This window comes from Desulfatibacillum alkenivorans DSM 16219 (genome assembly GCF_900142135.1).
GTDB lineage: Bacteria > Desulfobacterota > Desulfobacteria > Desulfobacterales > Desulfatibacillaceae > Desulfatibacillum > Desulfatibacillum alkenivorans.
In genome coordinates, this window is the sequence record NZ_FQZU01000045.1 from 26,254 (window position 1) to 43,191 (window position 16,938).

General features: G+C 54.4%; 14 protein-coding genes. 4 read left to right on the forward strand and 10 right to left on the reverse strand.

Going from position 1 to position 16,938, the window contains the following annotated elements; all coding sequences use genetic code 11:
• The first annotated feature begins 17 nt into the window (after positions 1-17).
• From BUE18_RS23500 to BUE18_RS23515, 4 genes are read left to right on the forward strand one after another with little or no spacing between them, the layout of a single operon-like run.
• Positions 18-1,049, forward strand: a complete 1,032-nt coding sequence (locus tag BUE18_RS23500; RefSeq protein WP_073478601.1) for a DUF3592 domain-containing protein — start codon at positions 18-20, stop codon at positions 1,047-1,049.
• Between the two features lie 26 nt (positions 1,050-1,075).
• On the forward strand, positions 1,076-2,008 hold the full coding sequence (locus tag BUE18_RS23505; protein ID WP_073478602.1) for a TolB family protein: 933 nt from the start codon (positions 1,076-1,078) through the stop codon (positions 2,006-2,008).
• 20 nt (positions 2,009-2,028) lie between these two features.
• Entirely contained in the window at positions 2,029-3,195 is a 1,167-nt protein-coding gene (locus tag BUE18_RS23510) for a FlgD immunoglobulin-like domain containing protein (protein ID WP_073478603.1), read from the forward strand.
• A 14-nt stretch (positions 3,196-3,209) separates the two neighbouring features.
• The gene (locus BUE18_RS23515) at positions 3,210-3,917 is read left to right on the forward strand and encodes a cohesin domain-containing protein (RefSeq protein ID WP_073478604.1); all 708 of its coding nucleotides are present in this window, start codon (positions 3,210-3,212) and stop codon (positions 3,915-3,917) included.
• 75 nt (positions 3,918-3,992) lie between these two features.
• On the opposite strand, the gene BUE18_RS23520 is transcribed toward BUE18_RS23515, so the two are convergent.
• From BUE18_RS23520 to BUE18_RS23565, 10 genes are all read right to left on the reverse strand, one after another.
• Complete coding sequence (locus BUE18_RS23520; protein WP_073478615.1) at positions 3,993-4,352, reverse strand: response regulator; 360 nt, start codon at positions 4,350-4,352, stop codon at positions 3,993-3,995.
• 23 nt (positions 4,353-4,375) lie between these two features.
• Complete coding sequence (locus tag BUE18_RS23525) at positions 4,376-6,052, reverse strand: PAS domain-containing sensor histidine kinase (RefSeq protein ID WP_073478605.1); 1,677 nt, start codon at positions 6,050-6,052, stop codon at positions 4,376-4,378.
• A 3-nt stretch (positions 6,053-6,055) separates the two neighbouring features.
• Positions 6,056-7,576, reverse strand: a complete 1,521-nt coding sequence (locus tag BUE18_RS23530) for a nickel-dependent hydrogenase large subunit (protein ID WP_073478606.1) — start codon at positions 7,574-7,576, stop codon at positions 6,056-6,058.
• A gap of 17 nt (positions 7,577-7,593) precedes the next feature.
• Positions 7,594-8,532, reverse strand: coding sequence for an NADH-quinone oxidoreductase subunit B family protein (locus BUE18_RS23535; RefSeq protein ID WP_073478607.1), 939 nt, complete (start codon positions 8,530-8,532; stop codon positions 7,594-7,596).
• 16 nt (positions 8,533-8,548) lie between these two features.
• A complete protein-coding gene (locus tag BUE18_RS23540; protein ID WP_073478608.1) occupies positions 8,549-11,515 on the reverse strand; it encodes an MMPL family transporter in 2,967 nt (988 codons plus the stop codon).
• A 138-nt stretch (positions 11,516-11,653) separates the two neighbouring features.
• Complete coding sequence (locus BUE18_RS23545) at positions 11,654-11,905, reverse strand: HypC/HybG/HupF family hydrogenase formation chaperone (RefSeq protein WP_073478609.1); 252 nt, start codon at positions 11,903-11,905, stop codon at positions 11,654-11,656.
• Positions 11,874-12,401, reverse strand: coding sequence for a HyaD/HybD family hydrogenase maturation endopeptidase (locus BUE18_RS23550; RefSeq protein ID WP_073478610.1), 528 nt, complete (start codon positions 12,399-12,401; stop codon positions 11,874-11,876). The genes BUE18_RS23545 and BUE18_RS23550 overlap by 32 nt, the downstream gene beginning before the upstream one ends.
• A 69-nt stretch (positions 12,402-12,470) precedes the next feature.
• On the reverse strand, positions 12,471-14,111 hold the full coding sequence (locus BUE18_RS23555) for a nickel-dependent hydrogenase large subunit (RefSeq protein ID WP_073478611.1): 1,641 nt from the start codon (positions 14,109-14,111) through the stop codon (positions 12,471-12,473).
• Positions 14,112-14,160: 49 nt separating this feature from the next.
• Entirely contained in the window at positions 14,161-15,117 is a 957-nt protein-coding gene (locus BUE18_RS23560) for a hydrogenase small subunit (RefSeq protein WP_073478612.1), read from the reverse strand.
• A 55-nt stretch (positions 15,118-15,172) separates the two neighbouring features.
• The gene (locus BUE18_RS23565) at positions 15,173-16,012 is read right to left on the reverse strand and encodes a PstS family phosphate ABC transporter substrate-binding protein (protein WP_083611254.1); all 840 of its coding nucleotides are present in this window, start codon (positions 16,010-16,012) and stop codon (positions 15,173-15,175) included.
• Positions 16,013-16,938 lie beyond the last annotated feature (926 nt).

Genomic DNA, 16,938 nt, shown 5'->3' on the forward strand with positions numbered 1-16,938 from the left:
GGGAATAGGAGTATATTTTGGCTCCTGAAGAAAAAAAACAAACCCGGCTTACGCCCCTCTTTGCGGTCGTGGCTGTTGTATTCGGCCTCGCTCTCGCCGGGACCGTGCACCAGATTATTCAGCAATCCGCCATGAGCCGGCAGTGGCAGCCCGTGCAGGGCGTGGTTGTAAAGGTCTCCCAGGACGGCTGGTGGAACGACCAGGAAAAACGGAGATATTACCTGGAGTATGCCTACACGGTGCAGGGAATGCCATATACGGGGTACAGGTATCACCTCAGGGAAAAATCCCTCAAGACCTACGGCGGCATTCAATACCGCTACAAGCAGGGAGACCCTATCACGGTGTACTATGACCCGGAAGATCCCGGCCGGGCGGTTCTCAGCAGGGAGTTCCTGCGCGATTGGTTCGCAGGAGTCGCTGTATTGGTCGGCCTGTTGGTGTTCGCCGTGGCTGTCATGCTTAAAGAAAGCAATGACAGCAGGACCGCGGACTCCGTGGGCGCCACGTATGACGGCGCTTCGCCTTTGCCCAATGCGCCGGGCGTGGAAGATTCCGGGGCCGTGCTAAAGCTCAACACAGGCATGTCCCTCATGTGGAAGGCGGGCGTTCCGTTTTTCGGCGGGTGTTTTATCGGCATAACGCCTTTGCTCTTGTTGACTGACAATGTCAATCCCGGCTGGGGCCTGCAGCAGTATGGCGCCATATGCTGCGCCATATGGATTGGCGCCGCCCTTCTTGCCCTGCTCATATCCCTGGGCGTTTCCTACACCCTGTACGTGGACGCCCACAAAAAGGAGATCAGGGAGGAGAGCCGCGTCGGCTTTTCAAAAGGGGAAAAAACCATGGCCTTTAGCGAAATCTTGGAGATACGGCTTTATAGGGAGTTGTGGCGGAAGGAGAATCCCCTAAAAAATTGGATCATGTTCATCCAAAGCCAGTCCGGGCGCTCCTTGAATATTTCCAGAGGATACCGGGACTACCAAACGCCCCATGCTGATTATCTGGGCGCCATAAAGGCGCGCATCGAGTATATGATAGCAAAATGAATCCAACAAACGGCAATAGGCGAAAAATGAAAATCGTCCATACTCATAACAGGTTGCAGGCTGCATGGATCATAGCCATTCTGGCGAGCGCCTTTTTGGCCTCTTGCGCTTTTTCCAGCCCCGCCTGCGCCGGAGGAGTGAAGACCGGGGATATTGTTTTCGCCGCAAACGCCCAGGATCAATGGAACTTGTGGGTTATTGAGCCCGAGACGAAATACCTGAGCCAATTGACCCGCACCACGCAGACCGAACGATTTCCAGCGGTCAGTCCGGGCGGCAAGCATATAGCCTACGTAAGCGGCCGCAAGCAGATCCGGATCATGGACTCCCTGACGGGAAAGGCGGACACCGTCAATCTGCCCTTGGGCATTTACGCCCAGCCCGCGTGGGCTCCTGCCGGGTTTGAACTGGCCTTTGTGGAATACACGGCCGTTCCGGCGGACGCTGCGGAAATATTTTCAATAAAAAAAGAGGGAGATATCTTCCGGCTGCCGGAAAAGATAACCAAGTTTCCGCCTATGATGACCTTTCCCTCCTACTCCCCGGACGGCAAGTTAATGGCTTGCGCCAGCTTTAAACGAGATCTTGTATTGGGAGTCATCGAGGAGATTATTGTTATTGATCTTAAAACCGGAAGCCAAAGTCAGTTGACCCATGATGGGGCGGACAGCTTTTTTCCCGTATGGTCGCCTGATGGGAGCAAGCTGGCCTATACTTCCAACCTGGAAGGCAATTTCGACATTTGGACGGTTTCCTATCCCGGGGGAGAAAAAAACCGCATAACCCGGAGCCCCTCTTATGACGGGGAGCCTTCATGGAGCCCGGACGGCTCGAGGATCGCTTTTATATCCAGCCGTTCCGGCCATAGAGAAATCTGGACCATTGCCGCCGGCGGCGCTGACAGCCGCCAGGTGACGGAATTAAAAAGTACATGCTCACACCCCTGTTGGGTAAAATGATAGGTAGAGGGAGAAACATTATGAGGACGGCAACCCGAGTCGTAAAATCGCTATTGGCCTTTGCGCTTATGTTGGGGATTATCACCGCGCTTCAGGGGCCTGCTGGGGCGAGTGCGCCGCCGGTCATCGATCAGGTCAGTCTTAGCCAAAGCGTTCTGGTTCCAGGGGAGGCGGCGGCCATATCCTACCGGCTCGCTCAGCCGGCTCAGGTTACCGCTATGATCTACACCCCGGACTATCAGGTCGTTCGGGTGCTGATGGACGGTGTGCACCGTTCCGCCGGCATCAATTCCGTGGCATGGGACGGCAAGGACGACTCCGGCGCCATGGTCCCCAATGAAGCCTACTTAATTTCTCTGCAGGCCAGGGACTCTCAGGGGAACACCTATACCTACGATCCCACGGCGTTTTCCGGCGGCGAGAAAGCCGATATCCAGCTTGAATTGATTCCCATGGCCGAGGGTTACAATGTGCAGTTCACCGTGCAGGAGCCGGTCAGGGTCAATATTCGGGCGGGCATCCACAACGGCCCGTTTTTGGCGAGCATCGTAAACTGGGCGCCTTACGGCAAGGGAACCTATACGGTTGCCTGGAACGGTCTGGACAGTGGAGGCTCCATCAGGGTCATGGAGCAGGAAGGGGCCATGCTTCTGCCCCTGTGCTTCAAGCTGCCGGTCAACTCCATTCTGGTGCAAGGAAGCAGCGACGACTATGTCGCATATGCCAAATCCCAAAGCGCCCAGCAAGTCAGCACAACGGGCGAGGCGGTGATCACTGTCAGTACGGTGCGAAAAAGCTCCCTGAAGCGAGCATCAACCGGCATTTCCACGGCTTATCTGGTGGCCAGGGCTAGGCATGACGCCCCTAAGTTTACGGTTAATGACGCCACCGGCGCGCCCTTGGCAAGCCTGCGAAAAACCGGCCCGATTAAGGTTTCCTCCCATTATCCCCTGACCATGGAAGTCACCGCGGAAGACGTGGAGGACTTTTACGAAGGCCGCTACGAAATCGTGGTGTTTGTGGATAATGAGCGTTTTGACGAAGAAGAATCCGCACAAACCCCGTACACCTATGTCCTGGACACTACCAGCCTGGAAAACGGCGTCCATGAGGTTACCTTCAACCTTGTGGGGCTGGGGGGCCAGACGGAGTCGTATTCTTTCACTATCGAAGTATATAATGAATAAGTTGGAGCTGCGCCATGAAACACATAAATATGTCCATGATGCGGGCCTTTGCCGTTTTAGCGGCCTTAGCCCTGCTTTCCTCCCCGGCTCTGGCGGCGACGGTCACCTTGAATGCGGACGCCACCCAGTTAAAAGGCCGCCCTTTCGACCTTAACGTGTCCGTGGACGCCATCGGCGCCGCATACGGAATCGCCTTTGACCTGGTTTACGACCCGGAATACCTGGAGGTTGTGGACCTGGAAAACGGGCTCCCGGTTCAGCCTTCCACCACGGAGGGAACCCTGTTCAATAACGCGGGGGCAGATCCCACGATTTTGCGCGCAGCCCTGCAGGAGGACGTACCCGGAACCCTGGTCCTTGGCCTTACCAGATCCGGCGACATAGGCGCTGTATCGGCCGTATCGGAAACCGACATCATTTCCGTCAGTTTTATTCCTAAAAAGGTCGGGACCACCTCGGTCACCTTTCAGGCCCAGGCCATTATGGACGCCTCCGACAATCCGGCGACCGTGGACTTGTGGTCTCCCATAACCATGGATATTGAAATTCTAAAGGGCGACGTGGACGGCAGCTTTGTGGTGGATATGGCGGACGCCATCCAGGTGTTGAAAATCATGATCGGCATCGCCAACGACGCCAATCTGGACTCCGACGTGGACGGCGCCGGTAAAATCAGCCTGGAGGAAGCCATTTACATTCTCCAGACCGTATCCGAACAATAACCGCCGATTTCTTAACCTTGAATTAAAAAACCCGAAAGCCTTAGGCTTTCGGGTTTTTTACGGATGAGCCATGGCTTAAGAAGCAAAGGCTTTTTCCAGGGCCTCTTCCAAAGCATCGCGCTGCAAGGGCTTGTTTATAAACCCTACCGTGTCGGAGAGCGCGGCCTCTTCCGTCTGACTGACGTCCCCATGCCCCGTAATGATGATAAAGGGAACGCCGGCGTCCATCTCCCGGATGGCTTTAATGACTTCAAAACCATCCATGCCCGGCATTTTTATGTCCGTGATGACAACATCCGGCTTGTTTTGTTCAAAGAGTGCGATCCCTTCCTCGCCCGACCCGGCCAGCAGAACCTCATAGTCCATGGCTTTTAACAACAGGCGAAACATGGAAAGGGTCGGTTTTTCGTCGTCAATCACCAAAATGGTTTTCATAAAAGCCTCCATAGCAGTCTTTCCTATGTTTCGACCTGGGCGCCTTCTCTGGGAAAGAAGAAGGTAAACGCCGATCCCGCTCCTTCCTTGCTTTGGACCTCGATGCGTCCGCCGTAGTCCCGGATAATGCCGTATATGATGGACAACCCCAGGCCCATGCCTTTCCCCACTTCCTTGGTGGTGAAAAAAGGCTCGAAAATGCGCTCCTGAACCTCCTGACTCATGCCGACGCCGGTGTCCGTAATCTCCACCGCAACCATGTCCCCTTCCTGATAGGAGCGAATATTTATGTTTCCCTCGCAGGGGAACATGGAGCAATCCCTCTTGCCGCCGATGGCGTCTCTGGCGTTGGTAATCAGGTTGAACAGCACTTGCTCCATGCGGTTTTCATGGGCGATGACCGGGGGCAGGTTTTTTCCCAGTTCCAGAGTAACCGTGATGTTCTCCAAAGCCAGCTGCCTGCCGATCATGCCTAATACTCCGTTAACCGGTACATTGATATCAACAGGCTCTTTTTCAAACTCGGCCTTTCTGCCAAAGGCTTTTAACCGGTTGATGATAGCCGCCGCCCGATCCACCTGAGCCGTAACCTCGTCAGCCACCAGTTTGATCTCGTCCAGAGGAATCTGCCTGTCTTTTTCCGCCATGACCTTCAGGAACTCATTGCCCACCCGGATGGCGTTCAAAGGCTGATTAAGCTCGTGGGCGACCCCCGCGGACATCTCCCCCAATATGGTCATTTTTCCCGCTTGAATGAGCAATGCATCTTTTTCAAGCATTTCAGTGATGTCGTCCACAGTCAGGATGGCCGCCTCCCGCCCATGGTACTCCATGGGGCAGGTGCGAAAGTTTACATAAAACGGCTTGCCGCCTTTTTTGAACTGGCGCACCTTGAGGCTTTTAACGCCCTCGTGGTACTGCCTTTTCCTGATCATGCTGAAATGCTCGTCGTTCTCCTCCATGTCGCCTAACGAGGCGAAGGAAAGCCCCACAAGCTCCTCTCTCCTGTATTCGTAGGCTTCCAGAGCGGTGGGATTGGCGTCCAAAATCCTCAAGGTTTCCGGATCCAGGACAAAAATGGGGTTGGGATTGGAGTCGAACAGAGCGCGGTATTTTTGCTCGGATTCCTGGCAGGCCTGCTCCGACATTTTTTTCGCCGATATATCCATGGCGATGAACATCATGCCGGAAATGGCGTAATCCTGCTCGCGCAAAAGGTTGATGGACATTTCCACGGGAAATTGGGCGCCGTTGTTGCGCACATAGGTCCACTCCCGCTGCAGGGAAGGCCACTGGCGAGCCGTCTCCAGAAATATGTCCACCCCTGCAACCGGTTTATTGCAAATTTCCCGCAGCTTTTCGGCCGTCTCTTGCAACTCGTCGTCGTTATGAAATAGCAGAGGCGTCTCTTTGCCGATGATCTCCTCGGCCTTGTACCCCAAAAGGTTTTCCGCGCCGGTATTAAAAACCGTGATCAAGCCCTCTGAATCCGTTGCAATGATCGCGATTTGCGCAGCCGCGTTCAATACCGCTTTTCTCTGGGCGTTGGACCGTTGGAAGCGCCTTAGGATGCGCTCGGTTTCCTGAAATTGCTTGACGACCAGGTGCGCCGTGATTTCCGCCGCCTCCCTGGCGACCCGGATTTCATTGCGCAATATCTGGTTTTCCTTGATAACGTCGCTTATCCTGTCGGGAATCATGCCTTAGACCTCCCATCGCAAGTCGGCGCAATGAACTGTGCAAACCAGGCATGGATCAAAGGAGCGGACAATGTGGTCCACTTCTATGGGCGCGTTCGGATTTTTTATGGGGGTCCCCGCCAGAGCCCTTTCCCAGGGTCCCAGTTGCCCGTTGGCGTCCCGGGGAGAGGCGTTCCAGGTGGTGGGGGAAATCACTTGATACCGCTTGATTCGGCCGTCTTCAATAATCACCCAATGGCCCAGGCTGCCGCGAGGGGCTTCCACCATTCCATGCCCCTGGCCGTTTCGGATGTCATTGTATGGGGTGAAAAAAGGTTCATCCGTTTCGGCGATTTCATCAAGCCACTGGTCCATGACGGAAATTGTCAGCGCCGGTCTTATTATTCTTGCCAACTGCCGGGAAAACACGGAGGGCGCGTTTTGTTTGACCAGGTCCGTAAACAGCGGATGCTGAAGGGCCATCATTTGGGCCAGGGGGCCGGTTTCCGCCGGATGCCCGTCGTATCGGGGCGCTTTGGCCCAGGAGTAGCGATACCCCTCAGAGCCGGTGGCGTAAGGAATGGTCACTCCCTCGTAAGGATGCAATTCCGCCTCGCCGTTAGTAAACCAGGAGTGGGAGATGTCTTCTTTAATTTCGTGCTGGTTAACCTGCCGGACCATGCCGCTGCTTACAAATCCGGCCGGAAAATAATATCCCGTGCTTCCCAACGATTTTACCCCGGTTTTACGGGGCATATCCAAAAACCCGTATGAGATGAAGTTCTCCGTGCCTTTGCCCAGGCGGTCAAGCCCTGCTTCCCGCCCAAAGCGGAGGTAAAAGCCCAGGTCGCTGTTATAGCGGCTGGGCGCGGATTCCAGCCAATCCTCAAGATCCCGGGCGCTTTGCACCTGATTCCATTCTTCGCATGTGCAGCCCAGAATTTGCTTTTCGTACCATAATTTAAAACGTCTGAGCACATACTTGCACTGGGTTATGTCGTTGGCGCCGGGAACCGAAACCACGCCGCCCGGAACCATGAAGGAGGAGTGGGGCCATTGTCCGCCTAAAATGGACACAATCTCCAAAATCCGTTTCGTGCTTTGGATTGCCGATACAATGCTGCTTCCCCGAATTGGGGTGTATCGTTCAACAGCTTCTTCATAAAAGGGGGCGTTTTCATAGACGGGATTGGTCGCGTCCACCATGAATTGCATGGTATGGTGGCGCACGTCGTTCTGAAGCTGCTCCGCGATCAAAGTGATGTTGCGCACCCGCGTGGCGTTGTCAGGGACCACGGCCTGGGAAATCATGTCCAGAGCCTTGGCGGCGGCCGATAGGTGGGACGTGGTGCATATGCCGCAAATACGGGGCGTGATGACCAGCCCGTCCAGAGGGCCGCGCTCCTTCATAATATTTTCAAAGCCCCGGTACATTGTTCCGGCGCTGAAAGCGTCATAGATTTTATTGCCATCGTACTCAAGATGAACTTTCAGGTCTCCCTCGACCCGGTTCAATGGAACGACGACTTTTCTTCGGGCGCTCATAATCAACCTCCGAAAACTTAGATGCGCGTTTTTCTTTTCTTCAGGCGGGCGGGGGCTGCTGCGGCGGCCATGCCTTTGTAGGCCATGTAATGCGCCCGGTCCATGCCCTCAGGGAGTTCCAGCGGAATGCCCTCGATGTTTCTGGTTTCAAAAAACGGGTAAAGCTGGGGGAAGTCCGGCCGGGTGCATCCAAAGCAGGGCACGCCCACCCGGGTTTTGGAAGACCTGCCGTTCCACAGGAGCTTGTTGCACACCCCGTGGACAAGAGGCCCATGGCAGCCCAGGTAGAAAAACAAACAGCCTTTTTCCCCCATGCGTTTTTCTTCAACCCGGTATTCGTGGTACTCGTTTCTGGTGCATCCCTGATGGACCATCACCCCGTACCATTCCAGGGGCATGTTGTATTCTCCCAGTTCCGGAGGCGTTCCCTTGGCGATAGCGCTTAGCGTCCCGACAATGACGTCGCAATGGCAAGGACACCCGGGAATATTGATGACCGGCCTGCCGCCTCCGGAGACAAAATCCTCCCCCAAAAAACCGCCCGGCTCGTACTTATGATATTGAAGCCCGGTGGCTTCAATTTCGCCGTCCGCTCCTATTCCGCCAAAGCTGGCGCAGGTTCCCACGGCCACAATATGCTTCGCCTGGGCCGCCAGGGCGTAAACCAGGTCCTTTTTGGGCGAGCCGTCAAAATCGTCGTACATCCCGGTTCCGCCGGGGCCGCGAATCACTGAGCCCTCCACGCACAAAACGTCCAAACGCTCTCTGCCTTCGGTCACCCGCCGTATGGTTTCCCTGTGCTCCTCGTGCGACCGTACCGAGAGGGAAGGGTGCCATAGTATGTTGATGTCCTGGGCTTCAAGAAAATCCACCACATTGGGAGAGGACGCATTAAACAAGGACCATGTGTCCCCGCCGCATCCTCCGCATTGAAGCCAAAACAGGTTCAGGCTCATGATCTGCTCCTTTTACTCAATGATCCGCCCTGGGAAAGGAAACCTTAAACACAGCCCCGTCTCCGGGATGGCTGAAAAAGTCCAGGCGGCCATGATAGTCCCGGATGATTTCCCGTGATATGGGCAGCCCCAGTCCCAGGCTCCGCCCTTTTTCCTTGGTTGTGAAAAAAGGCTCCATAATACGGTCCTGGATTTGGTACAAAATTCCGGTGCCGTTGTCCGCTATCGTCAAAATGACGTCGTTCCCTTTCCGGAAGGTTTTCACCGCGATCCAACGATACTCGTCCCTGCCGGTCCAGGTTTTCCGGACAATCGCCTCCATGCCGTTGATGAGCAGGTTGTATACCACCTGGCCCAAACGGTTCCTATGCCCCATTATAGCAGGCAAGTCCGGCGCCAAATCCAGCCTGATGTCAATATTTTCCAAAGAAAACTGCCTGCCGATCAGGGATAGGGTATCCTTGACCGGCGTGTTCAGGCTGAGTTTCTCAAAAGCGCCTGACGGTTTTCTGCCTAAAGCCGCCAATCTGTCTATGTAGCTGGAGGCCCGGTTGATCTGGGAGTCGATTTGATCAATGACTTCCACAAGCTCTTCCCGGGGAATGTCTTGGCCTCTTTCCAGCATCGTCTGTAAATATTCACTGCCAAGTTTGACGGCGTTCAAAGGTTGACGCAACTCATGGGCCACTGCGGGCGATATTCCGCCCAGGCTGGGTATGAGGCTCATCAGGTCCCAGGCTGTCACCAGCTCGATGTGAAGCATGATCGCCGGCAAGAATATCAAATCCCCCACAAGCGCAGCTATCATGGTGATCACCATCAATAGTCCAAAAACCGAGGTGGGCTGAAAATGGGAGAATAACAGGATGGAAAAGCCCAGGCTGATGGTGATGGTGGTGAATATGATCGGCGGCCCCACGCTTTTCAAGGTGTCGCGCATGGCCCGGTCCTTGTCCAGGTCCCGTTTGAACTCGCGGTTATACCGGACAAGGTAGTGGATGGTGTCGTCCACTGCCAGGCCGATGGCTATGCTGGCTATGAGGCTGGTCACCACGGACAGCTTTATTCCGACCCATCCCATAAAGCCGAAGCATAAAAGAATGGGGAACAGATTGGTCGCTATGGCGGCGAATCCTACTTTGCCGGACAAAAATAAAAGCAGCATTATGCCGAAGATAACCAGCATGGTAATGGACAGGCTTTTCACCTGGCTGCTGGTGAGGATGTAGCTGCTTTCCGATATGACCATGCCCAATCCGGTGACCTTGTAAGTCAGGTCTCCTGCATAATGCGCTTCAAGATATTTTTCGATGCTGTCGCGAAGCTGAAAGAACTCCCGGGAACTGGAAACGTGCGTGCGAAGCATGATGTTGACCTTGGACATATTCGGGTCCATAAACCGGGAGTACATGTCATGCCCAAGCAGGCTTTTGTAGGTGTTTGTCAGGGTTCGGATTTGCCAGGACTCCATGGGCAAGGCGTAATATATGGGGTCGAAATCGTTGCTTGCGTAGTTTACCAGCTTTAAAAAATCCGTGTAGGCTATGGATTTGTCCACTCCCTCGAACATGACCAAATGATTCTGTATATCCTCCATTTTAGCCAGATTTTTGGGATCTTCAAAAAAATCGTTCCTTTTAGCGTCCAGAACCACATTGACCGGGAAGCTTCCCGCCATGTCCTGGTATATATCGTAAAAATTCTTACTGATTTCTGTGTTCTTTTTAAAATAATCGACCGGGTTGGTTTCCACCCTAACAAAAAAAATCCCTGTTATTGATACCAGGGAAACCACCCCCAGGACAGGCAGCACTTTTTTGCGGTGCCGTAGGTTCAAGATGAAGATTCCGTGCAGTATTTTTTCCACCCACGGGGCGGCCGGCCCTTTGCAGACTGTTTTGGACAAAGGCAGCAGGCTCATGACAGCAGGAAGGAACAACAGCATGATAAGCAGCAGGCTTATCATTCCAAAGCAGGAAAAAACCGCGAACTCCCGGATTCCTTCAATCCGGTTGACCAGCAGGGACGCCAGCCCGACTACCGTGGTGGTTACGGCCAGGGAAGTGGGAAATCCCACCCGGGAGAAGCACAGGTAGACGATTTCGCGGGGGATTTCCCCTTTTTGGCAACTGTGGTTGTACTCCGAAATAATGTGCATGCAGTAGGCTGTGCCCACAGCGATTATAAAGACCGGCGTGATCATGGTCATGAGGGAAAGGGCCGTATTGGTTTTCGCCATCATGCCCATGGTCCAGACCAGGGACATAGCCACAGCCCCGGAAGGCAGCAGGACGCCCCGAAAATTTCCGAACAGGCCGTATAAAACCAACAGGATGACGCCAAAAGTGATGGGCGGCAAAAGGGCGAAATCCTTTTCCGTATAGGTGGCCAGAGCCTGGGCTACGGACGGCATGCCGATCTGGTAAATCGTATTGATGCCCTTGTAATCCCTGGAAATAACACCGTCCACCTCGTCGATGATGCTCTTTCTGTCCACGTCGGCGTGCAGCAGCATCGAGATGACCGTGGCTCTCTTGTCCTGGGAAAGAAAATTCCGGTCGAAAAGCTCTATGGGCTCGATAATCCTTTCAAAATCCTTAAGGCTCCATTTGTCGGTCAGGTCCATGTCCTGGCGGACCTGGGGCAGGCTGATCAGCCTCCGCACTCCCGGCAGCCCGGAGAGTTCATTGGATATGGCCTCAAGGGATTGAAAGGATTCAGGAGAAAACAGATTCTCCCCGCGCACCACAACAAGCAGGACCTCCTCGCTTCCGAATTCCCTTTTGAATTTCTCGTAATATTGGGTGGAAGGCAGATCCTCCACCGCCAGATCATAAATGGAAGTCCGGAATCCAAGATGAGGAATGTGGGCGGCGAAAAAAATGGTCAGGCAGGCGAACAAGGTTATGGTCGCCCAGGGCCATTTTAATGCGCTGGTGAGAAGTATCTTTAGAAGACGTCCTTGAGGAATTTGACTCGGCATGTTTCGGGTTGTCCCAAGTAAGATGAGGAATAGGCCCGGTCCAAGTGAGAGATGGACCGGGCCTAATAGGAATTTCCGTATAGAGACTCAGATTGCTTAGTTACGGACAATAACCCGATTATCTATAAAAATGCAAGGTTACATTGGATCCTGCTCATTTTTGTAACGCGCCTCCACCTCCGTAACCGCTTCCCGGAGCAGGGCGAGGGATTCTTCCGCTTGTTTTTCGTCCAATTTTTGTATGCCGAAACCGGCATGGACCAATATGTAGTCTCCCAGGGCCGCGTCTTCCAACAATAAAAGACTGATTTTCTTTCTGACGCCCCCTGCGTCGACGGTCCCCATGCCATTATCCATTTCAATGAGTTTGGCTGGTACAGCCAGGCACATGCGGTTTGCTCCTTTTTGTAATTTCTCCGGCGTTAAGCCGTTTTAGTTCTTTAAAAACCATTTCCATCAGGTCGGGAATCTTGCTGTTAACCAGGTCCGTCAGGTCAAGCGCCATGGTTTCCATGTCCAGGGGCTCTACCCCCAGGATCACGGTTTCCGGCGGAGGCCCTAAAGCCTGGCACAAAGTAAGGGATTCCAAAAGATCCACCTGGTGCAGGGAGTTTTTGGCGCGCACCCTTTCGGGAATAGCATCGCCGGAAATCCGGTACAGGTCGCCGGACTCCCCCCCGTTGCGAACGCAGTCCACCACGATCAGGTGATCGGTTTCTGAAATGGTGCCCAAAAGATTCAACCCAAGCGTGCCGCCGTCCATGACCGTGACATTCTCGGGAAACTCATAGTGTTGCTCCAGGGCTTCGGCCACGCGCACGCCGACGCCTTCATCCCGAAACAGGATGTTGCCGACCCCTAAAACCAGAATACGGGGCTTTGCCATTCAATCGCCTTTCGCTGAGGTTGGGAGCCGGCCCCCTGCGGGGCGCGGGGGCCGGCTTCCATGGGTATACTACAGGGCTTTCACCTTGTACACTTCGTTGGAGTTGGGGTCGATCACGTGGATGGCGCAAGCGATGCACGGGTCAAAGGAGTGCACCGTGCGCAGCACTTCCACCGGCCTCTTGGGATCGGCGATGGGCGTGCCGATAAGGGCCTCTTCCACCGGACCAAGCTGGCCTTTGGCGTCCCGCGGGCCAAGGTTCCAGGTGGAGGGAACCACATACTGGTAGTTTTTGATCTTGCCCTTGTCGATTTCGATCCAGTGGCCCAGAGCGCCGCGAGGCACGTCGTTGAGGCCCCGGCCCATGCCTTTGTCCGGCATTTCCCAGGGGGTGTAGGTGGAGTCGTCGCCCTTGGTGAGATTGCCCACCAGTTCGTTCAGCCAGTTTTCCATGGCGTTGCCGATGAATACGGTTTCCAAGGCCCGGGCCGCCGTTCTGCCCAGGGTGGAGAACAGGGCGGTTGCAGGCACGGAAAGATGGGCGAGGGTGTCGTCCACCAGCTTCTTGACGCCGGGATCTCCCTTGCCGTAGGCGACCAGGACCCTGGCCAGAGGGCCCACTTCCGTGGCCTTGCCGTCGTACCTGGGGGCTTTGATCCAGGAGTAACGGCCGCCTCTGTCGTAATCGCTGTAGTCAGGCTCCGTAACGCCTTTGTAAGGATGGAGGTCCTTCTTGCCTTCGTACCAGGATCTGGCCACGTGCTCCGTGATCTTTTTGTCGTCCATTTTTTGGACGTCGGTGAACTTGCGTTGATAAATAACGCCGCCGGGCATGAGGTCGCTGGAAGATCCTTCTCCTGTTTGGGGGAAGTCGCCGTAAGCCAGGTAGTTGGCGGTTCCGCCAATGGCGCCCCAGTCCTTGTAAAAGCCCGCCACGGCCAGGACGTCCGGGATGTAAACGTTCTTGATGAATTCCTGGGTTTCCTTCCACAGGTACTTGAATTCCGCAACCCGGTCCGGCTTGAGGTCCGCCGCGCAAGTGACGCCGCCCGCCACCAGGGATTGGAGATGCGGGTTTTTGGCGCCGAAAATGGCGTGCAGCTTGGCGGCCCTGGCCTGCACCCGTAAGGCCTCGATATAGTGGGATACGGCCATGAGGTCTGCTTCGGGAGATAGCTTGTAAGCCGGGTGGCCCCAGTAGGCGTTGGCGAAGGGGCCTAACTGGCCTGAGTCCACAAAGGACTTGACCCTCTCCTGCACCCGTTTGAAATAGGATGCGCCGCCCCAGGGGGCGTTGCTCACGTTGTCCGCCAGGGTTGCGGTGGCTTTGGGGTCCGCCTTGAGGGCGTTGACCACGTCCACCCAATCCAGGGCGTGGAGATGATAAAAATGGACGATGTGATCGTGCTGGAACTGGGCGCCGTGGAGCAGGTTGCGGATGATCCGGGCGTTGTCCGGAATCTTGATCCCAACGGCATCCTCGATGGCTTCCACGGAGGAAAGGTAATGGACATAGGTGCAAACGCCGCACGAGCGTTGCACAAACAAGGGCGCGTCTCTGGGATCCCTGCCCTGGAGGATGATTTCAATCCCCCGGAACATCTGGCCCGAACTCCAGGCGTCCTTGACAATGCCGTTTTCCACTTCCACCTCGATCCTCAGGTGGCCTTCTATTCGTGTTACCGGGTCAATGGTGATTATCTGGCCCATGGTAGCTCCTTTCGTATGCTAAAAGATGACTCAACAGACAAACGCCCGTCTACAGAGTTTCAAAGAAGGGGCTCATTTCGTCCCAGAAATCGGGCTCGCTGCAGCCGATGCAGGGATGGCCCGCCTCAATGGGCCAGCTTGTGCCGTCATTAAACTTCACGATGGGGCAGTTGTTGTAGGTCTCGGGACCTTTGCAGCCCATTTCGTAGAGGCAGAAACCCATCTTGGCTTCTTCGGAGCCGAACTCCGTGACAAACTCGCCGTTTTCAAAGTGGGACCGGCGGGGGCATTTGTCGTGTATGGTGTTGGCATAGGCGAACAGGGGCCGGCCGTTGGAATCCAAGGCAGGCAGTTTGCCCATGAGCAGATAATTGACGATGGTGCCTATCAGGTTGATGGGGTTGGGGGGGCAGCCGGGGATGTTGATGGTTTTGATCCCCAGAGCGTCGGAAACGCCCTTATACCCGCCCGGGTTGGGCTTGGCTGCCTGGGGGCCGCCGTAGGTGGCGCAAGACCCCATGCAGATGGTCGCCATGGCGTGCTTGGTGACTTCCCGGCCGATTTCCAGAAAGGTGCGGCCTCCGACTTTGCCGTAAGCGCCGTCAAATTTGGTGGGGATGCTGCCTTCCACCACGCACAGGTATTTATCCTTGTGTTTGGACATGGCGGCGTGGAGGTTGTCCTCGGCCTGATGGCCGGCTGCGGCCATAATGGTTTCATGGTATTCCATGGAGATGATGTCCAGAAGCACTTCGTCAATCCAGGGGTACATGGTGCGAAGAGCGGCTTCCGAACAGCCGGTGCATTCGGCAAAATGCAGCCAGATGACGGGGGGGCGCTGGGCCGGGGCGGCGAACACGTCCATGACCTGTCCAACGTAGCTGGCTGACAAGCCCATGGTGGCGGTCAGGAATGTACAGAATTTCACAAAATCCCTGCGGGAAATCCCCTTCTGCTCCAGCCTCTCATAGAATTCTTGCCTGTTTTTTTCCTTTTCATTTTGCATGGAAGACTCCTGTCGGCAATTTGGGTGAATGTTTATTTGTTAAAGGGGCATGAGATTAAGGGGCAAGCGGTTTCATACCCAGGGATTTCATGTGATTGGCCACGCTATCCGAGAAAACCAGGTCCACAAACACCTTGGCGTAGCCATCGGGCTTGCCTTTGGTGACCAGGGAGTAGGTCTGTACATAGGGATAGCCTTCGTCGCCAGGCCCTATGCCGTTGACCTGCAAAACCTTGGCGCCCTGCGGTTTGCCGCGGGTGGCGCCTTGGGCCACAAAGGTCAGGGACCAGGGGATGCGCCGGATGATGTCTTCCGCCATGGTGGATTTGGCTACCATGATATCCCAGGACATGGGGTGTCCATCCATCACCATTCTTTCAAAGTTGCGAAAAGCCGCGGAGCTTTCCGAGGGAACTATGACGACAAGAGGCTTGTCCGGGCCGCCCAACTGGTTCCAGTTGGTGATGTCCCCGGAAAAAATGCCGCGAAGCTGGTCTTTGGTAACATTCTTTACGGTGGTCTGTACGTGGGTGAGCAGGGCGATATCGTCCGTGCAAACCGGAATCTCCACGTAGCCTTGCCGCTTTAAACCTGCGTCCAGCCTTTCGGCTACAGCAGCCATGTCGGAAAAGCCGTTCACCAAGCGAGCCAGAGCTTCTTCGGAAGTCATGACGTCTGTCTGCACGGTTGCGCCGGTTTGGGCTTCGAACCTCTTGGCGCCGTGGTCCTTAAAGGCTTCATACACCTGGGAGGATGAGGAAATGGTGAATACGTCTTTTGCCAAAGCAGGGGAGCCTGCCAGGCACATGAGGACGCATAAGGCGATGGTTACGCCCATTATTCCCCATGACGGGATTCGCCCGTTCTTTCGGAATGATGTTTTGGGTTTTAGCATCTTGCACTCCTTTCGTAGGATGGTTTAGGGGTTGGATTCCGACACTGATTTTGCACAAGATTGGGATGACTGGATACAATACTGCTGAAAAAGAGTGATTCTGAAATATTAAAGGAACTTAAAATGCACTAAGTATGCCATCAGAAGGGCGGGGAAGTTCTTGGAAAACGCCCCCTTGTCGATCCGGTTGTTAAGTTTGGAAAAGAATACCACTCGAAGAAGTTTTTAGTCAAATAATCTTAATCATTTTTTTTACAAAAAAAATATGGCCGGAACGCCGCAAGCCTCGTCCGGCAAGCCATTCCGAGCAAATCCGGATTTTCGTCCCGGGACCTGGCCGCCGTTGCCGAAAAAAGGGCGGCCAGTCTGTTTTAAAGGAAAAAAATTTTGAAAAAAATGAAGCATAGTCGATGAAAAAGGAAAAATCCAAAAAATTCATGTAAGAATTTTCACAATCTTGAGTAATAATTACTCGCGGGCGGGATAAAATCGGAACCCCGCCCTTTTACATTCTGTAAATAACTCCTCCAATCAACTTACATTTTTTACACAGAATCAGTTAGCACATGCCCAGGCTTTTCATCCTTCGCCACAAACTGGTGCGGCTCATGGACAACAAGAAGTGACGCCACATCCAAAGGAGGCTGTCAGCAAGCGTCATAGACGCCATGATCGTCAAGAATCAGGTCCAGGGGGGCATCATGGGAAGGGTTGGCAATAGAGGCGACAACACCGAGGGCTAAAGAAGCTGATGATGCTTATGCCGCCGCCGGATGACTGGCGGTTGAGCCTGATGGCGACTGCCGATGATAAAGTTAGTCAAATAATCAAAGACGTTATATAGCGAAGGAACAAGAGGTTACAGGTCCAATTGTACTATAACTCAAAAAATCTTTCTCCTTGAAACAAAAAAACCTCCTGTTAGG

Bases quoted from the DNA above. Each gene is read 5' to 3' on its own strand.
- BUE18_RS23505 (WP_073478602.1), top strand. From the start codon at position 1,076: ATGAAAATCGTCCATACTCATAACAGGTTGCAGGCTGCATGGATCATA.
- BUE18_RS23510 (WP_073478603.1), top strand. From the start codon at position 2,029: ATGAGGACGGCAACCCGAGTCGTAAAATCGCTATTGGCCTTTGCGCTT.
- BUE18_RS23515 (WP_073478604.1), top strand. From the start codon at position 3,210: ATGAAACACATAAATATGTCCATGATGCGGGCCTTTGCCGTTTTAGCG.
- BUE18_RS23520 (WP_073478615.1), bottom strand. From the start codon at position 4,352: ATGAAAACCATTTTGGTGATTGACGACGAAAAACCGACCCTTTCCATG.
- BUE18_RS23525 (WP_073478605.1), bottom strand. From the start codon at position 6,052: ATGATTCCCGACAGGATAAGCGACGTTATCAAGGAAAACCAGATATTG.
- BUE18_RS23530 (WP_073478606.1), bottom strand. From the start codon at position 7,576: ATGAGCGCCCGAAGAAAAGTCGTCGTTCCATTGAACCGGGTCGAGGGA.
- BUE18_RS23535 (WP_073478607.1), bottom strand. From the start codon at position 8,532: ATGAGCCTGAACCTGTTTTGGCTTCAATGCGGAGGATGCGGCGGGGAC.
- BUE18_RS23540 (WP_073478608.1), bottom strand. From the start codon at position 11,515: ATGCCGAGTCAAATTCCTCAAGGACGTCTTCTAAAGATACTTCTCACC.
- BUE18_RS23545 (WP_073478609.1), bottom strand. From the start codon at position 11,905: ATGTGCCTGGCTGTACCAGCCAAACTCATTGAAATGGATAATGGCATG.
- BUE18_RS23550 (WP_073478610.1), bottom strand. From the start codon at position 12,401: ATGGCAAAGCCCCGTATTCTGGTTTTAGGGGTCGGCAACATCCTGTTT.
- BUE18_RS23555 (WP_073478611.1), bottom strand. From the start codon at position 14,111: ATGGGCCAGATAATCACCATTGACCCGGTAACACGAATAGAAGGCCAC.
- BUE18_RS23560 (WP_073478612.1), bottom strand. From the start codon at position 15,117: ATGCAAAATGAAAAGGAAAAAAACAGGCAAGAATTCTATGAGAGGCTG.
- BUE18_RS23565 (WP_083611254.1), bottom strand. From the start codon at position 16,012: ATGCTAAAACCCAAAACATCATTCCGAAAGAACGGGCGAATCCCGTCA.